Raw genomic sequence first — 18,801 nt, 5'->3', positions numbered from 1 at the left:
GCAAAGACCGTGAAGTAAGCATAAGGCAAGCATACTTGCCCCATGCATTAGAAAATAAAATACAGAAGAGCAAAAATAGGGAACGCAGCAGTAAGGCTATCAATACGATCCAAGACACCACCGTGCCCAGGAATAATATTGCTGCTGTCTTTAATTCCAGAAACACGTTTAAACATGCTTTCAACTAGATCACCCAATACTGAAATAACCACGGTTAATAGTGTTATCACCACCATGGATACTGGGCTTGAAAATTCAATATTAAACCAATCTGCCGTGAACCACGCGACGATAAGAGCGGTAATAACCCCACCGATCAAACCTTCGATGGTTTTATTTGGACTGACGGCTGGCGCCATTTTGCGCTTACCAAAACTTTTCCCAGCAAAGTAAGCGCCACTATCAGCGGCCCAAACGATCAGGCAAACGAACAGCACTAATTTTGCACCGTGGTAAGGATCACTTGAAAAGGATTCTGCGCGTAGAAATAGTACGCTCCAGAAAAAAGGGAGTAAGGTAAGCACACCAAATAAATGTCTTAACGTCTTGGAGTTTTCCCACCACGAACGAGACTTCGGATAAGTAATAGCTAAGAAGCTCGAAAACAGCCACCAAACCGCGCCGATACCAAGAATCAGATAATGGATGCTCGCCATATCGTTTAGGCTGGTTACATCAGGAGAAACGAGTACGTAACTGGCAACGCCAACGACTACGGTAGGAATAGCCGCTAAGTATCTCGATTTAGCATCGACAAACTGAGTCCATTCCCATACACCAATTATCGCGACGACAGCCAAAGCGGCCATAAACAGGGGAAGCGACAGTTTAAAAATCCCTAGTATCACCAGTGGGGCTAAAATGAGCGCTGTGATAATTCGTTGCTTCAAACTAATGGATCCTTTATTGCTGTTCCATCAATGCCTTGATTTGCTCACCGGTACAGCCAAAACGGCGCTCACGATTAACAAACCAAGTCACTGCTTCAATTAAACTTTCTTCGCCAAATTCTGGCCAGTAAATAGGAGTAAAATACATCTCGGCGTAGGCTAACTGCCAGAGCATAAAGTTACTGATGCGACATTCACCACTGGTACGAATGAGCAGATCAACCTCCGGCAGATCAGACATGGTTAACGACTGAGTGATTAAGCTCTCGTCAATCTCTGCCGCAGTTAATTCTCCATTGGCCACTCTGGTGGCAATATTGCGCATAGCTTCAGTAATATCCCATTTACCGCCATAGTTTGCAGCGATATTAACCACCATGCCACTGTTTGACGCCGTTAGTGCTTCCGCTTGAGCTATTTTAGCCTGCAAACGTGAACTAAAGCGTGTCTTGTCGCCAATCACTCTTAAACGCAAATTATTTTTATGCAGTTTTTTTACTTCCGTTGATAATACAGAAATAAATAACTCCATTAACACTCCCACTTCCTCTTGCGGACGTCGCCAGTTTTCACTGCTAAATGCAAACAACGTTACCGCTTTGATACCTAACTTAGCCGAAGTTGAAATGGTTTTTCTGACCGCTGCAACACCATTTTTATGACCAAAAACACGCGGCTTACCTTGAGCTTTCGCCCAACGGCCGTTTCCGTCCATAATGATAGCAATATGTTGAGGTAATACATCGGAGCAGAGGGATGGATTTTGCATAAGAAATTAATTGATTACCAAACTGAAAGGGCAAAATAGCATAAAAAACGCTGCACTGTGAGTACAGCGTTTTTTGAAGGGGTAAAAGTTATTAAACTTCCATTAACTCTTTTTCTTTAGCGGCAAGAACATCATCAATCTTCTTAATGGCTGCATCCGTTAGTTTCTGGATGTCATCTTGCGCTTTGCGATCTTCATCCTCTGAAATTTCTTTGTCTTTCAACAGACCTTTCAGATCACCATTAGCATCACGACGAATGTTACGAACAGCAACACGACCGCCTTCAGCTTCACCGCGTACAATCTTAACTAGGTCTTTACGACGCTCTTCCGTCAATGGTGGAAGTGGAACGCGAATAACGGTACCTGCTGACATAGGGTTTAGACCTAGGTCAGACATCAGAATTGCTTTTTCAACTTTCTGTGTCAGCTCTTTATCAAATACAGTAATAGCAAGCGTACGTGCATCTTCTGCTACCACGTTACCTACCTGATTCAACGGTGTTGCTGAACCGTAATAATCGACAGAAATACCTGAGAGTAAACTTGGGTGAGCGCGACCAGTACGTACCTTAGAAAGGTTGTTTTTCAGGGCTTCTACGCTCTTATCCATACGCTCTTGAGCGTCTTTCTTGATTTCGTTAATCACAATATCACCTTAATTCTTATCTGTTTGGAGTGATTATTCAGCAGTGCTAATTAGCGTGCCTTCCGCTTCACCCATTACCACACGACGTAATGCGCCTGGTTTGTTCATATTAAATACGCGGATTGGCATTTTATGGTCACGCGCAAGTGTGAACGCTGCCAAGTCCATAACTTTTAGCTCTTTTTCAAGCACAGTTGTATAAGACAGCTTATCATACAGCTCTGCGTCAGGGTTTGCCACTGGGTCTGCACTAAATACGCCATCTACTTTTGTCGCTTTTAGAACTACGTCTGCTTCAATCTCAATACCGCGCAAACATGCAGCAGAATCAGTGGTGAAGAATGGGTTTCCAGTACCTGCTGAGAAAATAACCACTCGACCTTGACGCAATTGACTAATCGCATCAGCCCAGTTGTAATCATCACAAACGCCTTTAAGAGGAATAGCCGACATCACACGAGCGTTCACGTAAGCACGGTGCAGAGCATCACGCATTGCTAAGCCGTTCATAACTGTCGCAAGCATACCCATATGGTCGCCAACAACACGGTTCATGCCAGCTTCAGCTAGACCAGCACCACGGAATAAGTTACCACCACCGATAACAACGCCAACTTGAACACCCAGTTCAACCAGTTCTTTTACTTCCTGAGCCATACGGTCAAGTACCGTAGGATCAATACCAAAACCTTCTTCGCCTTGTAGCGCTTCACCGCTAAGTTTTAACAGGATACGTTGATATGCTGGTTTAGGGTTCGTAGTCATGAAGCTTACCTTCCAATAGAGAGTTGTCGATTAACGGTCATGGTTTGAAACTAAAGATCGAATTCCAAATCATCACAATTAATCTCAAGCTGCCATTCGTAAAAAGACCGCAGCCTTGGCTACGGTCTTTTTTTAGGCAAAATCGCTAGGATTAACCTTTTTGAACCATTGCAACTTCTTCAGCGAAGCTTAGTTCTTGAGCTTTCTCGATACCTTCACCAACTTCTAGACGAACGAAGTTAGTTACTGTTGCGCCTTTAGCTTTCAGCATTGCGCCAACAGTTTGAGAAGGATCCATGATGAACGCTTGACCTGTAAGAGACACTTCACCAGTGAACTTAGTCATGCGGCCTTCAACCATTTTCTCAGCGATTGCAGCTGGCTTACCAGATTGCATTGCGATTTCGATTTGAATTTCACGTTCTTTAGCAACAACATCAGCTGGTACATCTTCAGGATTAACGTACTCAGGCTTAGCAGCAGCAACGTGCATTGCTACGTGCTTGATAGTTTCTTCGTCAGCATCGCCAGCAACAACAACACCGATACGGTCGCCGTGACGGTATGAACCCACTTTAGCGCCTTCAATGAATTGAACGCGACGGATAGTGATGTTCTCACCAATTTTAGCAACTAGAGCGATACGTGCTTCTTCAAACTTAGCTTGAAGTGCTTCGATATCTAGACGCTCAGTAAGAGCAACTTCTAAAACTTCATTAGCAAAAGCTAGGAAGCTAGAATCTTTAGCTACGAAGTCAGTTTGGCAGTTTACTTCTAGAAGCGCAGCAACGCCGTCAGCATCTTTGATAAGGATTGTGCCTTCAGCTGCGATGTTACCCGCTTTTTTAGCTGCTTTAGCCGCACCGCTTTTACGCATGTTTTCAATCGCTAGTTCGATGTCAGCGTTTGCTTCAACAAGTGCTTTTTTACATTCCATCATACCTGCGCCAGTACGCTCGCGCAGTTCTTTTACTAGAGCAGCAGTTACAGTTGCCATTCTCTATTCCTCAGTTGATTCTGGTGGTAAAAATCAGGGGCCGATTGTTTGGCCCCTGATGCTAACTATAACTTAGTCAATGCATCAATCGTGTGACACATAGACGACTAAGCGTGACTCAGAGCCGCTATTATTCAGCTTCTACGAAACCGTCTTTTGCAGCAGCAATTGCAGCTGCATCTTTGTTACGACCTTCGTTAACCGTTTCTGCAACAGCGTTTAGGTAAAGCTGAATTGCACGGATTGCATCATCGTTACCTGGGATAACGTAGTCAACGCCGTCTGGGTTAGAGTTAGTATCAACAACAGCGTAAACTGGGATACCTAGGTTGTTTGCTTCTTTAACTGCAATGTGCTCGTGATCAGCATCGATTACAAACAGTGCGTCAGGTAGACCGCCCATGTCTTTGATACCACCAAGAGATTTCTCTAGCTTCTCCATTTCGCGAGTACGCATTAGAGCTTCTTTCTTAGTTAGTTTATCAAAAGTACCGTCTGTAGATTGAGCTTCAAGCTCTTTTAGGCGCTTGATTGACTGACGAACAGTTTTCCAGTTAGTTAGCATGCCGCCCAACCAGCGGTTGTTAACGTAGAATTGGTTGCTTGCGATAGCAGCTTCTTTAACAGCTTCAGATGCAGCGCGCTTAGTACCAACGAAAAGAACTTTACCTTTTTTCTCGCCAACTTTGTGTAGCTCAGCTAGAGCTTCGTTGAACATAGGTACAGTTTTTTCTAGGTTGATGATATGAACACGGCTACGAGCACCGAAAATGAATGGCTTCATTTTTGGGTTCCAGTAACGAGTCTGGTGACCGAAGTGAACACCAGCTTTTAGCATGTCGCGCATTGATACAGTTGCCATTTTAAAATCCTCTATGGGGTTAGGCCTCCACATCCCCCATGAATCCGACCCCTAACATCTATCTACTTAATGTAAATAGTTTTACTGTTGGAGCACCCCGGAACACGTGTCGGAATGTGTGTGATTTAAAGATAATGTGAGTGGAATGAATATGCGTTTCGCCAAAAATGGAGAAAACACACTTCGATTCCGGCGCGCTTTATACCATATTTAAGCCTTATCTGGCTAGAAAAAAATCCCTTTTCGCTTGTACTACTTTTATTCATTTTATGAAAATAAGTCTTACTTACAGAAAGGGACTTCTTGCGATTCACCGACGCACTGCTAGAATAACGCCCATTAGCACACGCCGTGCAAAAGAATGAATTAGAGAAAACCGATGTCTGTAAAAATAAAAAATGCCGAAGAAATAGCGAAAATGCGTGTAGCGGGTAAGTTGGCTGCTGATGTCCTAGAAATGATCGAACCGCATGTAAAAGTCGGTGTGACAACAGAAGAACTCGACCAAATTTGCCACAAGTACATTACTGAAGTTCAGCAAGCAATCCCTGCGCCACTGGACTACCACGGTTTTCCTAAATCAATTTGTACTTCCATTAATCATATTGTCTGTCATGGCATTCCAGCCTCTCAAGACGAGCAGTACGGTCAACTACAGCGCCCTGCGGTTCTAAAAGATGGCGATATCGTCAATATCGATATTACCGTTATCAAAGATGGTTACCACGGTGATACCTCTAAAATGTTTCTAGTCGGTGAAGTTTCACCTTCTGACAAACGCTTATGCCTTGTGGCACAAGAGTGTCTTTACATTGGCATGAAAAAAGTTAAACCTGGCGTTCAGTTAGGTGAAATTGGTACGGCGATAGAAAAGCACATTAAAACCAACAATAAAAACAATCCTCGCTTGAAGCTTTCTATTGTTAAAGATTACTGTGGGCACGGTATCGGCTCTGAATTCCACGAAGATCCACAGGTTGTGCATTATAAAAATGGCGACAGAACCGTATTACGTGAAGGTATGATTTTCACCATTGAACCAATGATTAATGCAGGTAAATTTGGTTGTCGCCTTGATGAAGAAGATAACTGGACAGTTTATACCGCTGACGGCAAAAATTCAGCGCAATGGGAACACACTATTTTAGTGACTGCAACTGGCTGTGAAGTGCTTACGCTGCGTGCAGAAGAGTCGATTCCTCGCTTAATGAATAACGCCTAATCACTCGGTTACGAATATCCCTGCTCGCAGGGATATTTTTTTATCGGTAGCGATTTGATACAGTCTCTCCACGTTGTGAATTTTCACTAGCATGGATTGCCGTTATGCCTTTTCAGTCACCACTGACCTTCTCCGATTCACAGATCACGATCAGTGAACTCAAACAACAGCTTGAACATTTTACCGACTACCAGAAAAGCGAATTTCTAAATCACCATCCAGTGAACGACTTAGTGCTTGGTCGCTCTGAATACATGGACCAACTGCTTTATCGCTTATGGGAATACTTTGAGTTTAATCAACTTGCTGATATTAGCTTAGTGGCGGTTGGTGGCTATGGTCGTGGCGAACTTCATCCACTTTCTGATATTGATATTCTCGTTGTTTCAAAAACAACCTTGCCAGCAGAGCTTGGCCTAAAAATCAGCGAATTCATTACGCTATTGTGGGACTTACGCTTAGAAGTAGGTCATGCCGTTCGCACAGTTAAAGAATGCGCAGACATTGGGCGTGAAGATTTGACCGTAGCGACAAACCTGCAAGAAGCTCGCTTGTTATGTGGCAGCAACGACACCTTTCATCACTTAAAAATGCAAATCCACTCCGAGTCATTTTGGCCCAGTGAAACCTTTTACCGTGCCAAAATTCAAGAGCAGAGAGACCGCCATGCACGCTATCACGATACGACTTACAACCTTGAGCCTGATATCAAATCAACTCCGGGCGGCTTAAGAGATATTCATACATTAAGCTGGGTTGCGAGACGCCATTTTGGTGCTACCTCATTATTGGAAATGAGCCGCTTTGGTTTTTTAACTGACGCAGAATACCGTGAATTGGTGGAGTGCCAAGATTTCCTATGGCGCGTACGATTCGCGCTACACATTGAGTTAAAACGCTATGACAACCGCCTCACTTTTGCCCATCAAGCTCAAGTAGCCGAGCACTTAGGATTCTCTGGTGAGGGCAACCGCGGTGTAGAAATGATGATGAAAGAGTTCTATCGCACACTGCGCCGTGTTGCTGAGCTCAACAAAATGTTACTGCGTTTGTTTGATCAAGCCATCCTCAATAACGGTGAGGAGATACCTGCCGTCATTTTAGATGACGATTTTCAACGTCGCGGCAACTTGATTGAAGCGCGTAAACCAGCCCTTTTCCAAGCTCGTCCAGAAACAATTTTGGATATGTTTATTCATATTGCCAATGACTCGACCATTGAGAGTGTTGCACCTGCAACGATGCGCCAATTGCGTACTGCTCGTCGCCGCTTGAACAAATTCCTACACACTATTCCCGAAGCTCGTGAAACCTTCATGGCGTTAGTACGCCATCCCAATGCACTGCATCGTGCGTTTAGCTTGATGCACAAATTAGGGGTCCTTGCAGCTTATTTGCCACAATGGAGTCAGATTGTCGGACAAATGCAATTTGACCTTTTTCATGTTTACACTGTTGATGAACACAGTATTCGTTTGCTCAAGCACATCAATACTTTTAACCATGCCCAAAATCATGACAAGCATCCGATTTGCTGTGAGGTCTACCCTCGCCTTCAGAAAAAAGAGCTACTGATCCTGGCAGCAATTTTCCACGATATTGGTAAAGGTCGTGGTGGTGACCATTCTGAAATTGGTGCAACAGAAGCGTACAATTTTTGTATTGAACATGGTTTATCCAAACCAGAAGCCAAACTTGTGGCTTGGTTAGTGCAAAATCACCTTTTGATGTCGGTCACCGCTCAACGGCGTGATATTTATGACCCAGATGTCATCACAGAATTTGCCAAAAAGGTCCGTGATGAAGAGTATCTAGAGCACTTAGTGTGCCTAACCGTAGCCGATATTTGCGCAACAAACCCAGAGCTCTGGAACAGTTGGAAGCGCACGTTATTGGCTGAGCTTTTTCATTCAACGCAACGCGCATTACGCCGCGGCTTGGAAAACCCTGTCGATGTCCGTGACCGGATTAGACATAACCAACAACTGGCGTCAGCATTACTGCGCAAAGAAGGTTTTAATGCGCGAGAAATCGAAGTGCTCTGGCAACGGTTTAAAGCTGATTACTTCTTACGCCATACCCACAAGCAGATCGCCTGGCACTGTACACACTTACTGCGTCATGAAGACTCAAGCCAACCACTCATTCTGCTTAGCAAAAAAGCAACGCGAGGTGGCACCGAAGTTTTTGTGTACACCAAAGATCAACCTGCCGTGTTCGCCACTGTAGTCGCTGAACTTGACCGACGCAATTTAAGTGTCCACGACGCACAAATCATGTCGAGTAAAGATGGTTATGTACTCGATACATTCATGGTTCTAGATCACAACGGTGAAGCAATTGATGAAAATCACCATGATTTTGTTATAGAAAATCTGCTTAATGGTCTGAAAGCAGGTTGGCAAGATAAATTGAAATTACGCCGTACACCACGCAACTTACAACATTTTAAAGTGAAGACCAGAGTCGATTTCTTACCAACAAAAAGCAATAAGCGCACCTTAATGGAATTTGTTGCACTTGATACACCGGGGTTACTCGCAACGGTTGGTCGCACGTTTACCAATTTAGATATTCATTTGCATGGAGCAAAAATCACCACCATTGGCGAGAGAGCGGAAGATTTATTCATTCTAACAAGCTCTCAAGGAGGAAAATTAAGCGAAGAAGAGGAATTAAGTTTACGCGAAACGCTAATAAAAAATGTCTCTGAACTTGCGCCAAATTAAAAGGAGACGGAAAGCGATCTTGCCCACAAGTTGAGGTATTGATGGGGTTAGGAACTATCTAGCGATGATTTAGCCTGCTACATTGAAACAGGTCGTTGATGTGTCACATAAAATAATAGAGGTCGCTTATGTTTCCATACCTCATAGGTTTAGGTATTCAAGATCCTAAACAAATTGAGCGCTATTCACTTCGTCAAGAAGCACATAAAGATGTGTTGAAGATTTACTTTCATAAGCAGAAAGGTGAGCTTTTCGCTAAAAGCGTAAAATTTAAGTACCCCCGACAGGTAAAAAATGTCTTAGTCGACAGTGGTAGTCATCAGTACAAAGAAGTTACCGAAATCAACCGTAACTTGACGTTAGTGATTGATGAACTGAACAAGATAACGAAACCAGCACCACAGGCCGAGATAGACCTTAAGCAAAAAATACTCACTGATCTGCGTCATTTAGAAAAAGTCGTCTCCAGCAAAATTTCTGAGATTGAAGCCGATTTAGAGAAGCTAAAATAACACCCAATTTATAGCCAAGAAAAAAGGTTCCATAGGGAACCTTTTTTGTCGCCTTTTTTAAAGCCACCCGGCATAGAGCCCCACCCAATACAGTGCAATTGCCGACATCAACCCGGCAACAATATCGTCAAGCATGATCCCTAACCCACCATGAACTCGCTTATCTAACCAACTGATAGGCCAAGGTTTCACCATATCGAAAAAGCGAAACAGTATAAAACCGGTGACCAGCCACTTCCAATCAAAAGGGGATAAGTTAAACAGTGGCACCACCAACATGGTTATCCAAAAACCAGCAAATTCATCCCAAACAATCGAGCCGTGATCATGAACCTGCATATCATCAGAGGTCACTTGGCAAATTTTAATGCCGACCAAACAGGTTATCACTACGACGCTGGCATATAACACGGTAGGTAACTGAACAAGCAGTAAGTAAAAAGGCACACTCGCCAATGTTCCCATTGTACCGGGTACTACAGGCGATAGACCACTGCCAAACCCTGTAGCTAAAAGGTGCCACGGATTTTTCAATGAAAGACGAGATAGCGGATTTGTCATAAATTCACCTTGAAATGGTCATAGCCATTGAGCTGCCAATTAAGCACTTTACCTTGATGATGTAATTCAAATGTACCTTGTGGACGGATCTGTCCAATACAACTCACTTTACAACCACAATGAGCGAGCGCACTTTCAATGGACCCTTTGTTCTGTTCTGGAACGGTAAAGCACAGTTCGTACTCTTCGCCACTGGTCAACGCATACTGCTGCGCTGTTTCAAGACTGTCGACAAACTGCAACAGCTCTTGTGATAAAGGTAATGCTGCAACATCAAGGCTGACGCCAACCTGAGAGCGTTCGAGTATATGTTTGATGTCTGAAACCAGACCATCAGAAATATCAATGGCTGCTGAAGCCAAATTCAGCAATGCCTGACCTGCCAGTATCCTCGGTGTCGAAAGATAGTGGCGCTTTTCTAACTCAAGCGCAAATGGTTTAGCACGTAACGTATTGTTAAGAATAACATCCAACCCCGCCTTGCTATCACCAAGATCACCAGTGACATACACCCAATCGCCCACTTTAGCACCGCTGCGAAGTAACGCTTGTTCTTGAGGAACAAAACCTTGCACCGTGAGCGTTAAACTTAATGGCCCTTTGGTGGTGTCACCACCAATCAGTTGGATATTGTAGTAATTGGCAAGTTCAAAAAAAGCATCGCAAAATGGCTTTAGCCATGCCTCATCGGGATTTGGCATCGTGAGTGCAAACGATACCCAAGCGGGTGTTGCTCCCATTGCAGCAAGGTCACTGATATTAGAAGCTAGCGCTTTATGTGCGACCCAAGCAGGGTTCGCATCTATCAAAAAATGTGTACCCGCCACCAAAGTATCAGTACTGATCGCAATACGAACATTTTCAGGCGGTTTAACTAATGCGCAGTCATCACCTAAGGCGAGAAATACGTCTTTACGTTGCGGTTGACGGTTAGAAAAATAGCGATTAATTAAATTAAATTCACCGGACATGCCAAGTTTCCTGCCCTTAGTTTTTATTATTGTGGCATTCCTCGTTGCTAGAGCTATACCCTTTCGACTGAAGTTGCAGCGGTGTTGGCTACGTTCGCTCCCCCCAATCACATAGCTTATCTATGCTGATGGGGATGAACTCACTTGCCGCCTACCTGCAACTTCAAGTGGTTTGGGTATATAGCAGAGAAATATTGTCATAAAAAAGGTCAGCATATGCTGACCTTTTTATTTTTAAACGACTAATTATTTTTTGCGTACGTGAGGTGCGGCTTTATCAAGTACACCATTCACAAACTTATGGCTATCTTCAGCTGCAAATACTTTAGCTAACTCAATCGCTTCATTGATGACCACTTTATAAGGAACATCTTCACGACGAGTCATTTCGTACATGGCTAAACGAAGTAACGCCAATTCCATCATGTCCAAATCCTGCATAGGACGAGACACGAAAGGACGCAATTTGCTATCTAGCTCTGTGTGGCTTAGCACTACACCCGTGAGCAGATCACGGAAATATGCAACGTCGGTTTCTGGAGCCGTTAAAGCAGGCTCTGCAGCATGATGCTCTTCTTCATCATACTTACCACCCGAGAGGAATTGCTCTTCGACAGTGGCTACATTTTCTTTTGTAATTTGCCAAGAATAAATTGCTTGTAGCGCAAATTGACGTGCATTACGACGTGCGGCTGGTTTCACACTGGCCCCCATTAGGAATCGATTTCAGAAAGAACGTTAATCATCTCAAGCGCGCTTAGTGCAGCTTCTGCACCTTTGTTACCAGCCTTGGTTCCTGCGCGTTCAATGGCTTGATCGATAGTATCAACAGTTAGGACACCGAATGCGACTGGAAGGCTGTATTCCAATGACACTTGTGCCAAACCTTTATTACATTCACTGCATACATAGTCAAAGTGTGGTGTACCACCACGGATAACAGTACCGAGAGATACGATTGCATCGTATTTACCTGTTTTTGCAACACGTTGAGCAACAAGAGGTAATTCTACAGCACCAGGGCAGCGAACAACGGTAATGTTGTCTTCGCTAACTTGTCCGTGACGCTTTAAAGTATCGATTGCACCAGAAAGAAGACTTTCGTTAATAAAACTGTTGAAACGAGAAATAACGATAGCAATTTTTGCATTTGGCGCTGGGAAGCCACCCTCGATCACTTTCATAAGCTTTCCTTTAACTATATTCACAAGTGAGAATCGCCGGATTCTAGCACAAATTTGTGAGCAATATCTAATGGAAATTCGGCTTAGCGTTCAAACCAAACACCAAACTCTAAAAATAACAAAGGAAGCCTTTCGCTTCCTTTGACTAACAGAACCTTGCACTATCACATTCAATTTAGAAAAAACGCGCTAGATTCAGAAAATTATTCACAGACGTATTCGATAACGTTAAGTCCAAAACCACCCAGAGCATGATACTTTTTATTCGCCGAAGATAGCAGACGCATTTCACTTACACCTAAATCGGCCAACATCTGCGAACCGACACCGACACGGCGTGATGTGCCCTGTTTTTTCGCTAGCGTTGGTGCTTCACCCTTATCTTGTTGCTCGAACATTTTAACACGATGAATCAATAAATCGGTTGACTCTTCATTGCCCAAAATCACCAACACACCACCTTCACTACCAATGCGTTGCATTGCCTTGTCTAACGTCCAACTACGCTCTGCATTACGATCACTGCGTAGTAAATCGGTAAACGTATCTTGTAAATGTACACGCACTAATGGTGCTTGTTGTGCTAGCGTCTCTTTTTTCAATGCATAATGAATTTGGTTATCAATGATGTCACGGTAGGTAAAGAGCTCGAACTCACCATATTCAGTTGGTAGTTTGCATTGCGCGACACGTTCAATGGTCGTTTCGGTGTTATTACGATATTCGATTAAATCCGCAATAGTGCCCAACTTTACGCCATGCTGCTCGGCAAAAACTTCCAGATCAGGACGACGCGCCATTGAGCCATCTTCGTTAAGGATTTCCACAATCACAGAAGCGGGTTCTAACCCAGCAAGGCGCGCTAAGTCACACCCGGCTTCAGTATGTCCCGCACGAGTTAATACCCCACCTTCTTGTGCCGCTAGCGGGAAAATATGCCCCGGCTGCACTAAATCAGACGCTTTGGCATCTTTCGCGACCGCAGCCTGTACTGTCACTGCACGATCAGCCGCAGAGATACCTGTCGTTACCCCTTCAGCAGCCTCAATAGAGACGGTGAAATTGGTTGTGTACTGGGCGTTATTATCTTGCACCATTGGTGGCAAGCCCAAACGCTGGCAACGTTCTTTGGTCATGGTTAAACAGATCAAACCGCGACCGTATTTAGCCATAAAGTTAATCGCTTCAGGGGTAACATGTTCAGCGGCCATGATCAGATCGCCTTCATTTTCACGATCTTCGTCATCCATCAAGATGACCATTTTACCTAGACGAATATCTTCAATAATTTCTTGTGGCGTACTAATTGACATAATCTCTTCCTATGACTGGATTACTTTCCGCTGCCTGCCCATATCAGGGCAGTAATGATATTGCCGCTTAGGCAAAACCATTTTGCTGTAAAAATTCCATGGTGATTTTAGATTCCGGTGCATCTTCACCTCGCTGAACTTGAAGTAAACGCTCCATATAACGCGCAAGAACATCCACCTCTAAATTCACTTTACGTCCAACATGAAAATCATTGATAGTGGTTTCTTCTGATGTGTGGGGAACAATAGTCAGTTTGAAGGCGTTTTTCCTTAACTCATTAACGGTCAAACTGATGCCATCGACAGTGACTGACCCTTTTTCCGCCACGTACTTATTCAGTTCCTTCGGCATTGCGACCCATAATTCTATGGCTCGGCCAACACTGTTACGCTCAATGATTTCGCCAACGCCATCGACGTGTCCTGAAACAATATGACCACCAAAGCGTGTGGTAGGAAGCATCGCTTTTTCTAAGTTAAGCTTGTCACCAACTTGGTAAGCAGTGAAACCTGTCTTATTGAGAGTTTCAAGAGATAAATCCGCGCTGTAATGGTGAGAGCCAAAATCAACCACAGTCAAACACACACCATTGGTCGCAATACTGTCACCCAGCTTTACATCAGCCATATCAAGGTTGCCAACGTTAACCGTAACACTGATATCTTCACCTTTTGGTGTTATGGCAGCGAGCGTGCCCACTGCTTCTACAATTCCTGTAAACATCTTATTTATCTTTTAGTTTCGGTACAGCTGTGATCCGAATATCCGGCCCAACTTGTCGTACATCTTTAATTGTTAACTCTAAGGCCTCGGCCATAGAGGATAACCCTAATGCGCCAAATAAACCTCGACCATCGCTGCCCATTATTTTAGGGGCTAGATAGAGAATAATTTCATCCACCAGATCTGCTTGCAGTAATGACTTAGCAAGCGTTGCTCCGGCTTCAACCCACAAATGATTAATATTGTGTTGCTGAGCGAGATATTCAAAGGTTCGCGTCAAATCAAATTGATCATTTTGATTGAGTAACGTTCGATGATCTGCCGTTAGCGAGATGATTTCACTTGGCTCATGGAAAAGGGTGAGTGAGGCATTCAGCTGTTTCTGACGATCTAAAATAACGCGGATCGGTTGACGAAGTTCAGTGTGGCTGTAGCTATCTTGAATCGATTCTGGTAACTCATTCCAACGAACCGTTAATGAAGCATTATCTTCGATAACGGTTTTACTGGTTGATAAAATGGCCCCACTTTTAGCACGAAAATGCTGCACATCACGCCGAGCCGCTACCGAGGTAATCCACTGACTTTGCCCATTACTGAGTGCGGTTTGGCCATCTAAACTTGCAGCCATTTTCAACTGTACAAACGGTATGCCCGTTTGCATGCGTTTGATGAATGCCGGATTAAGTGCGATAGCATCCGCTTCTAACAACCCAACTTCGACCTCAATCCCCGCATCTCGCAGCATTTGAATTCCACGCCCAGCGACTTGCGGGTTAGGGTCTTGCATTGCACAAATCACCTTAGCAACTTTGGCTTTGATCAATCCCTCGGCACAAGGTGGTGTTCGACCATAATGCGAACATGGTTCGAGAGTTACGTATGCCGTCGCGCCTTCAGTACGATCACCAGCCATGCGCAAAGCGTGAACTTCAGCATGAGCTTCTCCAGCTCGATAGTGGAAGCCTTGGCCAACAATTTCATCGCCTTGGGTTATCACACATCCAACGTTGGGATTAGGAGCGGTAGTAAACTGGCCACCTTTCGCAAGTGCAATCGCCTGCGCCATCATTTGATAATCAAACGGAGTAAACATGGCCGTTAGTCTTCCAACTTCGCGATTTCTTCGCCAAATTCACGAATGTCTTCAAAGCTGCGATATACAGAAGCAAAACGGATATAAGCGACTTTATCGAGTTCTTTTAGCTGATCCATCACTAAGTTACCAATCATTTCACTTGGTACTTCCCGTTCTCCGGTCGCGCGTAACTGAGACTTAATCATGCTGATTGAAAGCTCAATCGCATCAGCACTAACAGGACGTTTTTCGAGTGCGCGCTGGATACCACCGACCATTTTATCTTCATTAAATGGTTCACGATTACCGTTCGACTTAATGACTTTCGGCATCAATAATTCAGCTGATTCAAACGTAGTAAAACGCTCATTACACGCTAGACATTGGCGACGACGACGTACTTGATGGCCATCTGCCACTAGGCGCGAATCAATGACTTTGGTGTCGTTCTCTGAACAAAAAGGACAATGCATATCACCTCCATAGCAATGTGCATTAGTGTAACGGAATTGGTGGCGAAGTTGAAAGCAAAAGGGGCCGCGTAGCCCCTTTTCAACCAATGTTTAGTAGGTTTTGTTAACTGCGACACCGAAGTCATTTATTGACGAGATAAGTAGTTCGCTTTTCCAACCCATTTATAGCTGGTGAGCTCTTCTAAACCCATGGGGCCACGAGCATGCAGCTTCTGTGTTGATACTGCCACTTCAGCGCCGAGTCCAAACTGCGCCCCATCGGTAAATCGAGTCGAAGCATTAACGTAGACTGCTGCCGAACCAGCCGCATTAATGAAGAGTTCGGCATTAAACAAATCGTTAGTCATTATCGCGTCAGAATGGCTCGCATTATGATCACGCATATGAGTGATAGCTTGCTGAACATCACTCACCACCTTCACGCCCAAGGTATAACTTAGCCATTCGGTATCGAAATCACCATCAACAGCCTCTCGCAATTGCTTAGCATCGCCCATCAAGGCTTTAGCTTTTGGTTCTGCAACAAATTCGACTTTGTCGCTTAAGCGCTGCACCAGTTTGGCCAAAAATTCACTCGCAATCGATTGGTGCACGAGCAATGTATCTAACGCGTTACACGCAGAAGGGCGTTGTACTTTAGCGTTTTCAATCACATCCACCGATTTGTCTAAATCAGCCGACTGGTCGACAAAAATATGACTGATACCAAACCCACCAATAATTACCGGTATTGTGCTATTTTCTTTGCACATTTTATGCAAGCCAGCCCCACCGCGAGGAATGATCATATCGACATAGTCATCCAACTTCAGTAGCTGTGAAACAAGCTCACGATCTGGCTTTTCAATGTATTGCACGGAAGCGGCAGGAAGCTTTGCTTTCTCAAGCGCAAGCTGAATAACTTTGACCAACTCCATGTTGGAGAAAAAGGTTTCTTTACCACCACGTAAAATACTGGCGTTCCCTGTTTTTAAACATAAAGCCGCAATATCAATAGTTACATTAGGACGCGCTTCGTAAATAACCCCAACCACACCGAGCGGTACGCGGCGACGCGATAATGACATACCATTTTCTAGTACTTTACTGTCAATTTCACTACCGACAGGATCATTAAGGCCGATCACATTACGCACATCGCTGGCAATAGCCTTAAGACGAGATTCATTGAGTAACAGTCGATCAAGCAGCGCATCGCTTAAACCAGCGTCACGACCAAGCTCAATATCCTTCGCATTTGCAGCAAGAATGGTTTCAAAATTGGCTTCTAGCTCATCAGCTATGATGGCGAGCGCAGCATTTTTTTGTGCCGTTGATGCTGTCGCAAGGTGAAAAGCCGCCTCTTTGGCCGCTTTTCCCATGTTGATTAAGTCCACGAGTCTCTCCCTCAATTATTCTTGGATCACGACCAAATCGTCGCGATGGATGACTTCAGAACCGTAATCGTGGCCCAAAATCAAACCGATATCTTTACTGTGTTTGCCGGTTATTTTCGCTAGATCTTTACTTGAATAAGCAGCGATCCCTTTGGCGATCAACATACCGCGACGATCGGTGACACGCGCTACTTCTCCACGTGCAAATTTACCTCGTACCTCAAGCACACCCTTGGCGAGCAAACTGCTACCTTTGCCTACGACAGCATTCACAGCACCATCATCTATCACAATGTCACCTGAAGCAGCAGGGCCGGCTAGGATCCAACGTTTACGGTTTTCTAACGCTTCAATACACGGTAAAAAACGTGTGCCTTGCGGCTTATCACTCAATGAATCAAAAATCACGTTATGGGCACGACCAGCCGCGATGATCACTTCAATACCGGCACGACGTGCAATATCTGCCGCTTGCAGTTTGGTCGCCATACCACCAGTACCTAATGTAGTGCCACTGCCACCAGCAATTTTGCGTAAAGTATCATCAATGGTCTTAACTTCTTTTATCAGCTCTGCGTTTGGATCTTTGCGTGGATCAGCCGTAAAAAGACCTTTTTGATCAGTCAGCAACAACAGCTTGTCCGCACCACACAAAATACCAACCAATGCCGATAAATTGTCGTTATCGCCAACTTTGATTTCGCTTGTAGCCACGGCATCGTTTTCATTCACCACAGGGATGATGTCATTATCGATTAAGGCATTGACGGTGTCACGAGCGTTAAGAAAGCGTTCACGGTCTTCAAGATCAGCGCGAGTAAGAAGCATCTGGCCTATTTTGATACCGTAGATAGCAAAAAGTGACTCCCAAGCTTGAATCAACTGGCTTTGCCCTACCGCAGCAAGCAGTTGTTTACTTGCCATTGCGTTGGGCAGTGCGGGGTAACCAAGGTGCTCTCGACCTGCGGCAATCGCACCAGATGATACAATCACCACTGAGTGGCCTTGTTTTTTCAGTTCGGCACATTGGCGTACAAGCTCAACCATATGAGCTTTGTCTAACGCTAACGTACCACCGGTTAGAACACTGGTCCCTAGCTTCACAACGACGGTTTGAAGTTGCATTGCTTTTCCGCTTTGTTGATTCGTTGTCATGATTTCTTCTGAAATGGAAAACACATAAGAAAGGATGTTTTAACAATCAAAGCAAAAATTCACAAGTAGAAAAGGTGCTAAAAAGCACCTTTTTACTCGCGAGAATGGTAAGAGAAAGGAAATCAGGCGAATTCAGCAGAATCTTCAGTAATCTCAACCGACAATTCAAATCGCTCATACAAGGTCGAAACCAATTTTGCATGAAACTCTTCTTGAGTACGTTTTACTTCTGATTGTACTGATTTGGGAATCGTATCGGCATCCCACGTTCCAGCCAAGTTATAGCGTCCTGCATGATACTTAGCGTCAAACCCAGATTCTGTTTTGGTAAGCTCCAACCACCATCCCCAAAATTCTCTTTTCTCTGGGGATTTTTTATCGTTAACACAGGCAGAAAGACAATCAAACAAGTAGTGCTCCTCTCGGCACTGCCCTTCACGTAGATAAGGACCGATAGCCTTTAATGCGGCCAACAAACGATAATGAGTCGGGGCTTGGGTCATCTCTGACATATGACTCTCCATTTCAATGTTAAGAATGATCATTATTTTTGATTGTTCATATGCTTGTT

Annotated in this window: 20 protein-coding genes; 3 read left to right on the top strand and 17 right to left on the bottom strand. The window is 44.3% G+C overall.

What is annotated here, in order from left to right:
- Positions 1 to 47 precede the first annotated feature (47 nt).
- From HGG78_RS02995 to rpsB, 6 genes are all read right to left on the bottom strand, one after another.
- The gene (locus HGG78_RS02995; protein WP_053310923.1) at positions 48 to 890 is read right to left on the bottom strand and encodes a phosphatidate cytidylyltransferase; all 843 of its coding nucleotides are present in this window, start codon (positions 888 to 890) and stop codon (positions 48 to 50) included.
- A gap of 13 nt (positions 891 to 903) precedes the next feature.
- Positions 904 to 1,659, bottom strand: coding sequence for an isoprenyl transferase (locus HGG78_RS02990; RefSeq protein ID WP_053310922.1), 756 nt, complete (start codon positions 1,657 to 1,659; stop codon positions 904 to 906).
- Between the two features lie 91 nt (positions 1,660 to 1,750).
- Positions 1,751 to 2,308, bottom strand: coding sequence for a ribosome recycling factor (gene frr / locus HGG78_RS02985; protein ID WP_053310921.1), 558 nt, complete (start codon positions 2,306 to 2,308; stop codon positions 1,751 to 1,753).
- Between the two features lie 33 nt (positions 2,309 to 2,341).
- On the bottom strand, positions 2,342 to 3,073 hold the full coding sequence (gene pyrH, locus HGG78_RS02980; RefSeq protein ID WP_053310920.1) for a UMP kinase: 732 nt from the start codon (positions 3,071 to 3,073) through the stop codon (positions 2,342 to 2,344).
- Positions 3,074 to 3,224: 151 nt separating this feature from the next.
- On the bottom strand, positions 3,225 to 4,070 hold the full coding sequence (gene tsf, locus HGG78_RS02975; RefSeq protein WP_053310919.1) for a translation elongation factor Ts: 846 nt from the start codon (positions 4,068 to 4,070) through the stop codon (positions 3,225 to 3,227).
- A 130-nt stretch (positions 4,071 to 4,200) separates the two neighbouring features.
- Positions 4,201 to 4,932, bottom strand: coding sequence for a 30S ribosomal protein S2 (gene rpsB / locus HGG78_RS02970; RefSeq protein WP_053310918.1), 732 nt, complete (start codon positions 4,930 to 4,932; stop codon positions 4,201 to 4,203).
- 379 nt (positions 4,933 to 5,311) lie between these two features.
- Between rpsB and map the strand changes: the two genes are divergently transcribed.
- From map to HGG78_RS02955, 3 genes are all read left to right on the top strand, one after another.
- Positions 5,312 to 6,154 (top strand): type I methionyl aminopeptidase, encoded by an 843-nt coding sequence (gene map, locus HGG78_RS02965; RefSeq protein WP_053310917.1) that lies wholly within the window; start codon positions 5,312 to 5,314, stop codon positions 6,152 to 6,154.
- A 104-nt stretch (positions 6,155 to 6,258) separates the two neighbouring features.
- The gene (gene glnD / locus HGG78_RS02960; RefSeq protein ID WP_053310916.1) at positions 6,259 to 8,883 is read left to right on the top strand and encodes a bifunctional uridylyltransferase/uridylyl-removing protein GlnD; all 2,625 of its coding nucleotides are present in this window, start codon (positions 6,259 to 6,261) and stop codon (positions 8,881 to 8,883) included.
- A gap of 128 nt (positions 8,884 to 9,011) precedes the next feature.
- Positions 9,012 to 9,395 carry a DUF3461 family protein gene (locus HGG78_RS02955; RefSeq protein ID WP_053310915.1) on the top strand — a complete coding sequence of 128 codons (384 nt, stop codon included), beginning with the start codon at positions 9,012 to 9,014 and terminating at the stop codon, positions 9,393 to 9,395.
- A 57-nt stretch (positions 9,396 to 9,452) separates the two neighbouring features.
- Here the strand turns inward: HGG78_RS02955 and pgpA are convergent, their stop codons facing one another.
- From pgpA to crl, 11 genes are all read right to left on the bottom strand, one after another.
- Positions 9,453 to 9,956, bottom strand: coding sequence for a phosphatidylglycerophosphatase A (gene pgpA / locus HGG78_RS02950; RefSeq protein WP_172532035.1), 504 nt, complete (start codon positions 9,954 to 9,956; stop codon positions 9,453 to 9,455).
- Positions 9,953 to 10,927 carry a thiamine-phosphate kinase gene (thiL, locus tag HGG78_RS02945; protein WP_172532034.1) on the bottom strand — a complete coding sequence of 325 codons (975 nt, stop codon included), beginning with the start codon at positions 10,925 to 10,927 and terminating at the stop codon, positions 9,953 to 9,955. Before thiL ends, pgpA begins: the two co-directional genes overlap by 4 nt.
- Before the next feature lie 246 nt (positions 10,928 to 11,173).
- Positions 11,174 to 11,641: a transcription antitermination factor NusB gene (gene nusB / locus HGG78_RS02940; RefSeq protein ID WP_053310912.1), complete on the bottom strand. Its 468-nt coding sequence runs from the start codon at positions 11,639 to 11,641 to the stop codon at positions 11,174 to 11,176.
- Positions 11,641 to 12,111, bottom strand: coding sequence for a 6,7-dimethyl-8-ribityllumazine synthase (ribH, locus tag HGG78_RS02935; protein WP_005440184.1), 471 nt, complete (start codon positions 12,109 to 12,111; stop codon positions 11,641 to 11,643). The genes nusB and ribH overlap by 1 nt, the downstream gene beginning before the upstream one ends.
- Before the next feature lie 203 nt (positions 12,112 to 12,314).
- Positions 12,315 to 13,424 (bottom strand): bifunctional 3,4-dihydroxy-2-butanone-4-phosphate synthase/GTP cyclohydrolase II, encoded by a 1,110-nt coding sequence (gene ribBA / locus HGG78_RS02930; RefSeq protein WP_168521291.1) that lies wholly within the window; start codon positions 13,422 to 13,424, stop codon positions 12,315 to 12,317.
- A gap of 67 nt (positions 13,425 to 13,491) precedes the next feature.
- On the bottom strand, positions 13,492 to 14,148 hold the full coding sequence (locus HGG78_RS02925; RefSeq protein WP_053310910.1) for a riboflavin synthase: 657 nt from the start codon (positions 14,146 to 14,148) through the stop codon (positions 13,492 to 13,494).
- Position 14,149: 1 nt separating this feature from the next.
- Positions 14,150 to 15,244 (bottom strand): bifunctional diaminohydroxyphosphoribosylaminopyrimidine deaminase/5-amino-6-(5-phosphoribosylamino)uracil reductase RibD, encoded by a 1,095-nt coding sequence (gene ribD / locus HGG78_RS02920; RefSeq protein WP_172532033.1) that lies wholly within the window; start codon positions 15,242 to 15,244, stop codon positions 14,150 to 14,152.
- A gap of 5 nt (positions 15,245 to 15,249) precedes the next feature.
- On the bottom strand, positions 15,250 to 15,699 hold the full coding sequence (gene nrdR, locus HGG78_RS02915; RefSeq protein ID WP_053310908.1) for a transcriptional regulator NrdR: 450 nt from the start codon (positions 15,697 to 15,699) through the stop codon (positions 15,250 to 15,252).
- Between the two features lie 125 nt (positions 15,700 to 15,824).
- The gene (locus tag HGG78_RS02910) at positions 15,825 to 17,075 is read right to left on the bottom strand and encodes a glutamate-5-semialdehyde dehydrogenase (protein ID WP_172532032.1); all 1,251 of its coding nucleotides are present in this window, start codon (positions 17,073 to 17,075) and stop codon (positions 15,825 to 15,827) included.
- A 15-nt stretch (positions 17,076 to 17,090) separates the two neighbouring features.
- Positions 17,091 to 18,230 (bottom strand): glutamate 5-kinase, encoded by a 1,140-nt coding sequence (gene proB, locus HGG78_RS02905; RefSeq protein WP_172532031.1) that lies wholly within the window; start codon positions 18,228 to 18,230, stop codon positions 17,091 to 17,093.
- Between the two features lie 122 nt (positions 18,231 to 18,352).
- Positions 18,353 to 18,742 carry a sigma factor-binding protein Crl gene (crl, locus tag HGG78_RS02900; protein WP_172532030.1) on the bottom strand — a complete coding sequence of 130 codons (390 nt, stop codon included), beginning with the start codon at positions 18,740 to 18,742 and terminating at the stop codon, positions 18,353 to 18,355.
- Between the last annotated feature and the right edge of the window lie 59 nt (positions 18,743 to 18,801).

Source organism: Vibrio aestuarianus, from assembly GCF_012395185.1.
GTDB lineage: Bacteria > Pseudomonadota > Gammaproteobacteria > Enterobacterales > Vibrionaceae > Vibrio > Vibrio aestuarianus.
The sequence above is the reverse complement of the archived record's forward strand: the minus strand, read 5'-3'. Positions and strand labels throughout refer to the sequence as shown.

What these genes read in the sequence shown, in the direction of transcription:
- HGG78_RS02925 (WP_053310910.1), bottom strand. Translation starts at nt 14,148, where the DNA reads ATGTTTACAGGAATTGTAGAAGCAGTGGGCACGCTCGCTGCCATAACA.
- proB (WP_172532031.1), bottom strand. Translation starts at nt 18,230, where the DNA reads ATGACAACGAATCAACAAAGCGGAAAAGCAATGCAACTTCAAACCGTC.
- ribH (WP_005440184.1), bottom strand. Translation starts at nt 12,111, where the DNA reads ATGAAAGTGATCGAGGGTGGCTTCCCAGCGCCAAATGCAAAAATTGCT.
- nusB (WP_053310912.1), bottom strand. Translation starts at nt 11,641, where the DNA reads ATGGGGGCCAGTGTGAAACCAGCCGCACGTCGTAATGCACGTCAATTT.
- map (WP_053310917.1), top strand. Translation starts at nt 5,312, where the DNA reads ATGTCTGTAAAAATAAAAAATGCCGAAGAAATAGCGAAAATGCGTGTA.
- HGG78_RS02955 (WP_053310915.1), top strand. Translation starts at nt 9,012, where the DNA reads ATGTTTCCATACCTCATAGGTTTAGGTATTCAAGATCCTAAACAAATT.
- nrdR (WP_053310908.1), bottom strand. Translation starts at nt 15,699, where the DNA reads ATGCATTGTCCTTTTTGTTCAGAGAACGACACCAAAGTCATTGATTCG.
- ribD (WP_172532033.1), bottom strand. Translation starts at nt 15,244, where the DNA reads ATGTTTACTCCGTTTGATTATCAAATGATGGCGCAGGCGATTGCACTT.
- crl (WP_172532030.1), bottom strand. Translation starts at nt 18,742, where the DNA reads ATGTCAGAGATGACCCAAGCCCCGACTCATTATCGTTTGTTGGCCGCA.
- pyrH (WP_053310920.1), bottom strand. Translation starts at nt 3,073, where the DNA reads ATGACTACGAACCCTAAACCAGCATATCAACGTATCCTGTTAAAACTT.
- HGG78_RS02990 (WP_053310922.1), bottom strand. Translation starts at nt 1,659, where the DNA reads ATGCAAAATCCATCCCTCTGCTCCGATGTATTACCTCAACATATTGCT.
- tsf (WP_053310919.1), bottom strand. Translation starts at nt 4,070, where the DNA reads ATGGCAACTGTAACTGCTGCTCTAGTAAAAGAACTGCGCGAGCGTACT.
- pgpA (WP_172532035.1), bottom strand. Translation starts at nt 9,956, where the DNA reads ATGACAAATCCGCTATCTCGTCTTTCATTGAAAAATCCGTGGCACCTT.
- glnD (WP_053310916.1), top strand. Translation starts at nt 6,259, where the DNA reads ATGCCTTTTCAGTCACCACTGACCTTCTCCGATTCACAGATCACGATC.
- ribBA (WP_168521291.1), bottom strand. Translation starts at nt 13,424, where the DNA reads ATGTCAATTAGTACGCCACAAGAAATTATTGAAGATATTCGTCTAGGT.
- thiL (WP_172532034.1), bottom strand. Translation starts at nt 10,927, where the DNA reads ATGTCCGGTGAATTTAATTTAATTAATCGCTATTTTTCTAACCGTCAA.
- rpsB (WP_053310918.1), bottom strand. Translation starts at nt 4,932, where the DNA reads ATGGCAACTGTATCAATGCGCGACATGCTAAAAGCTGGTGTTCACTTC.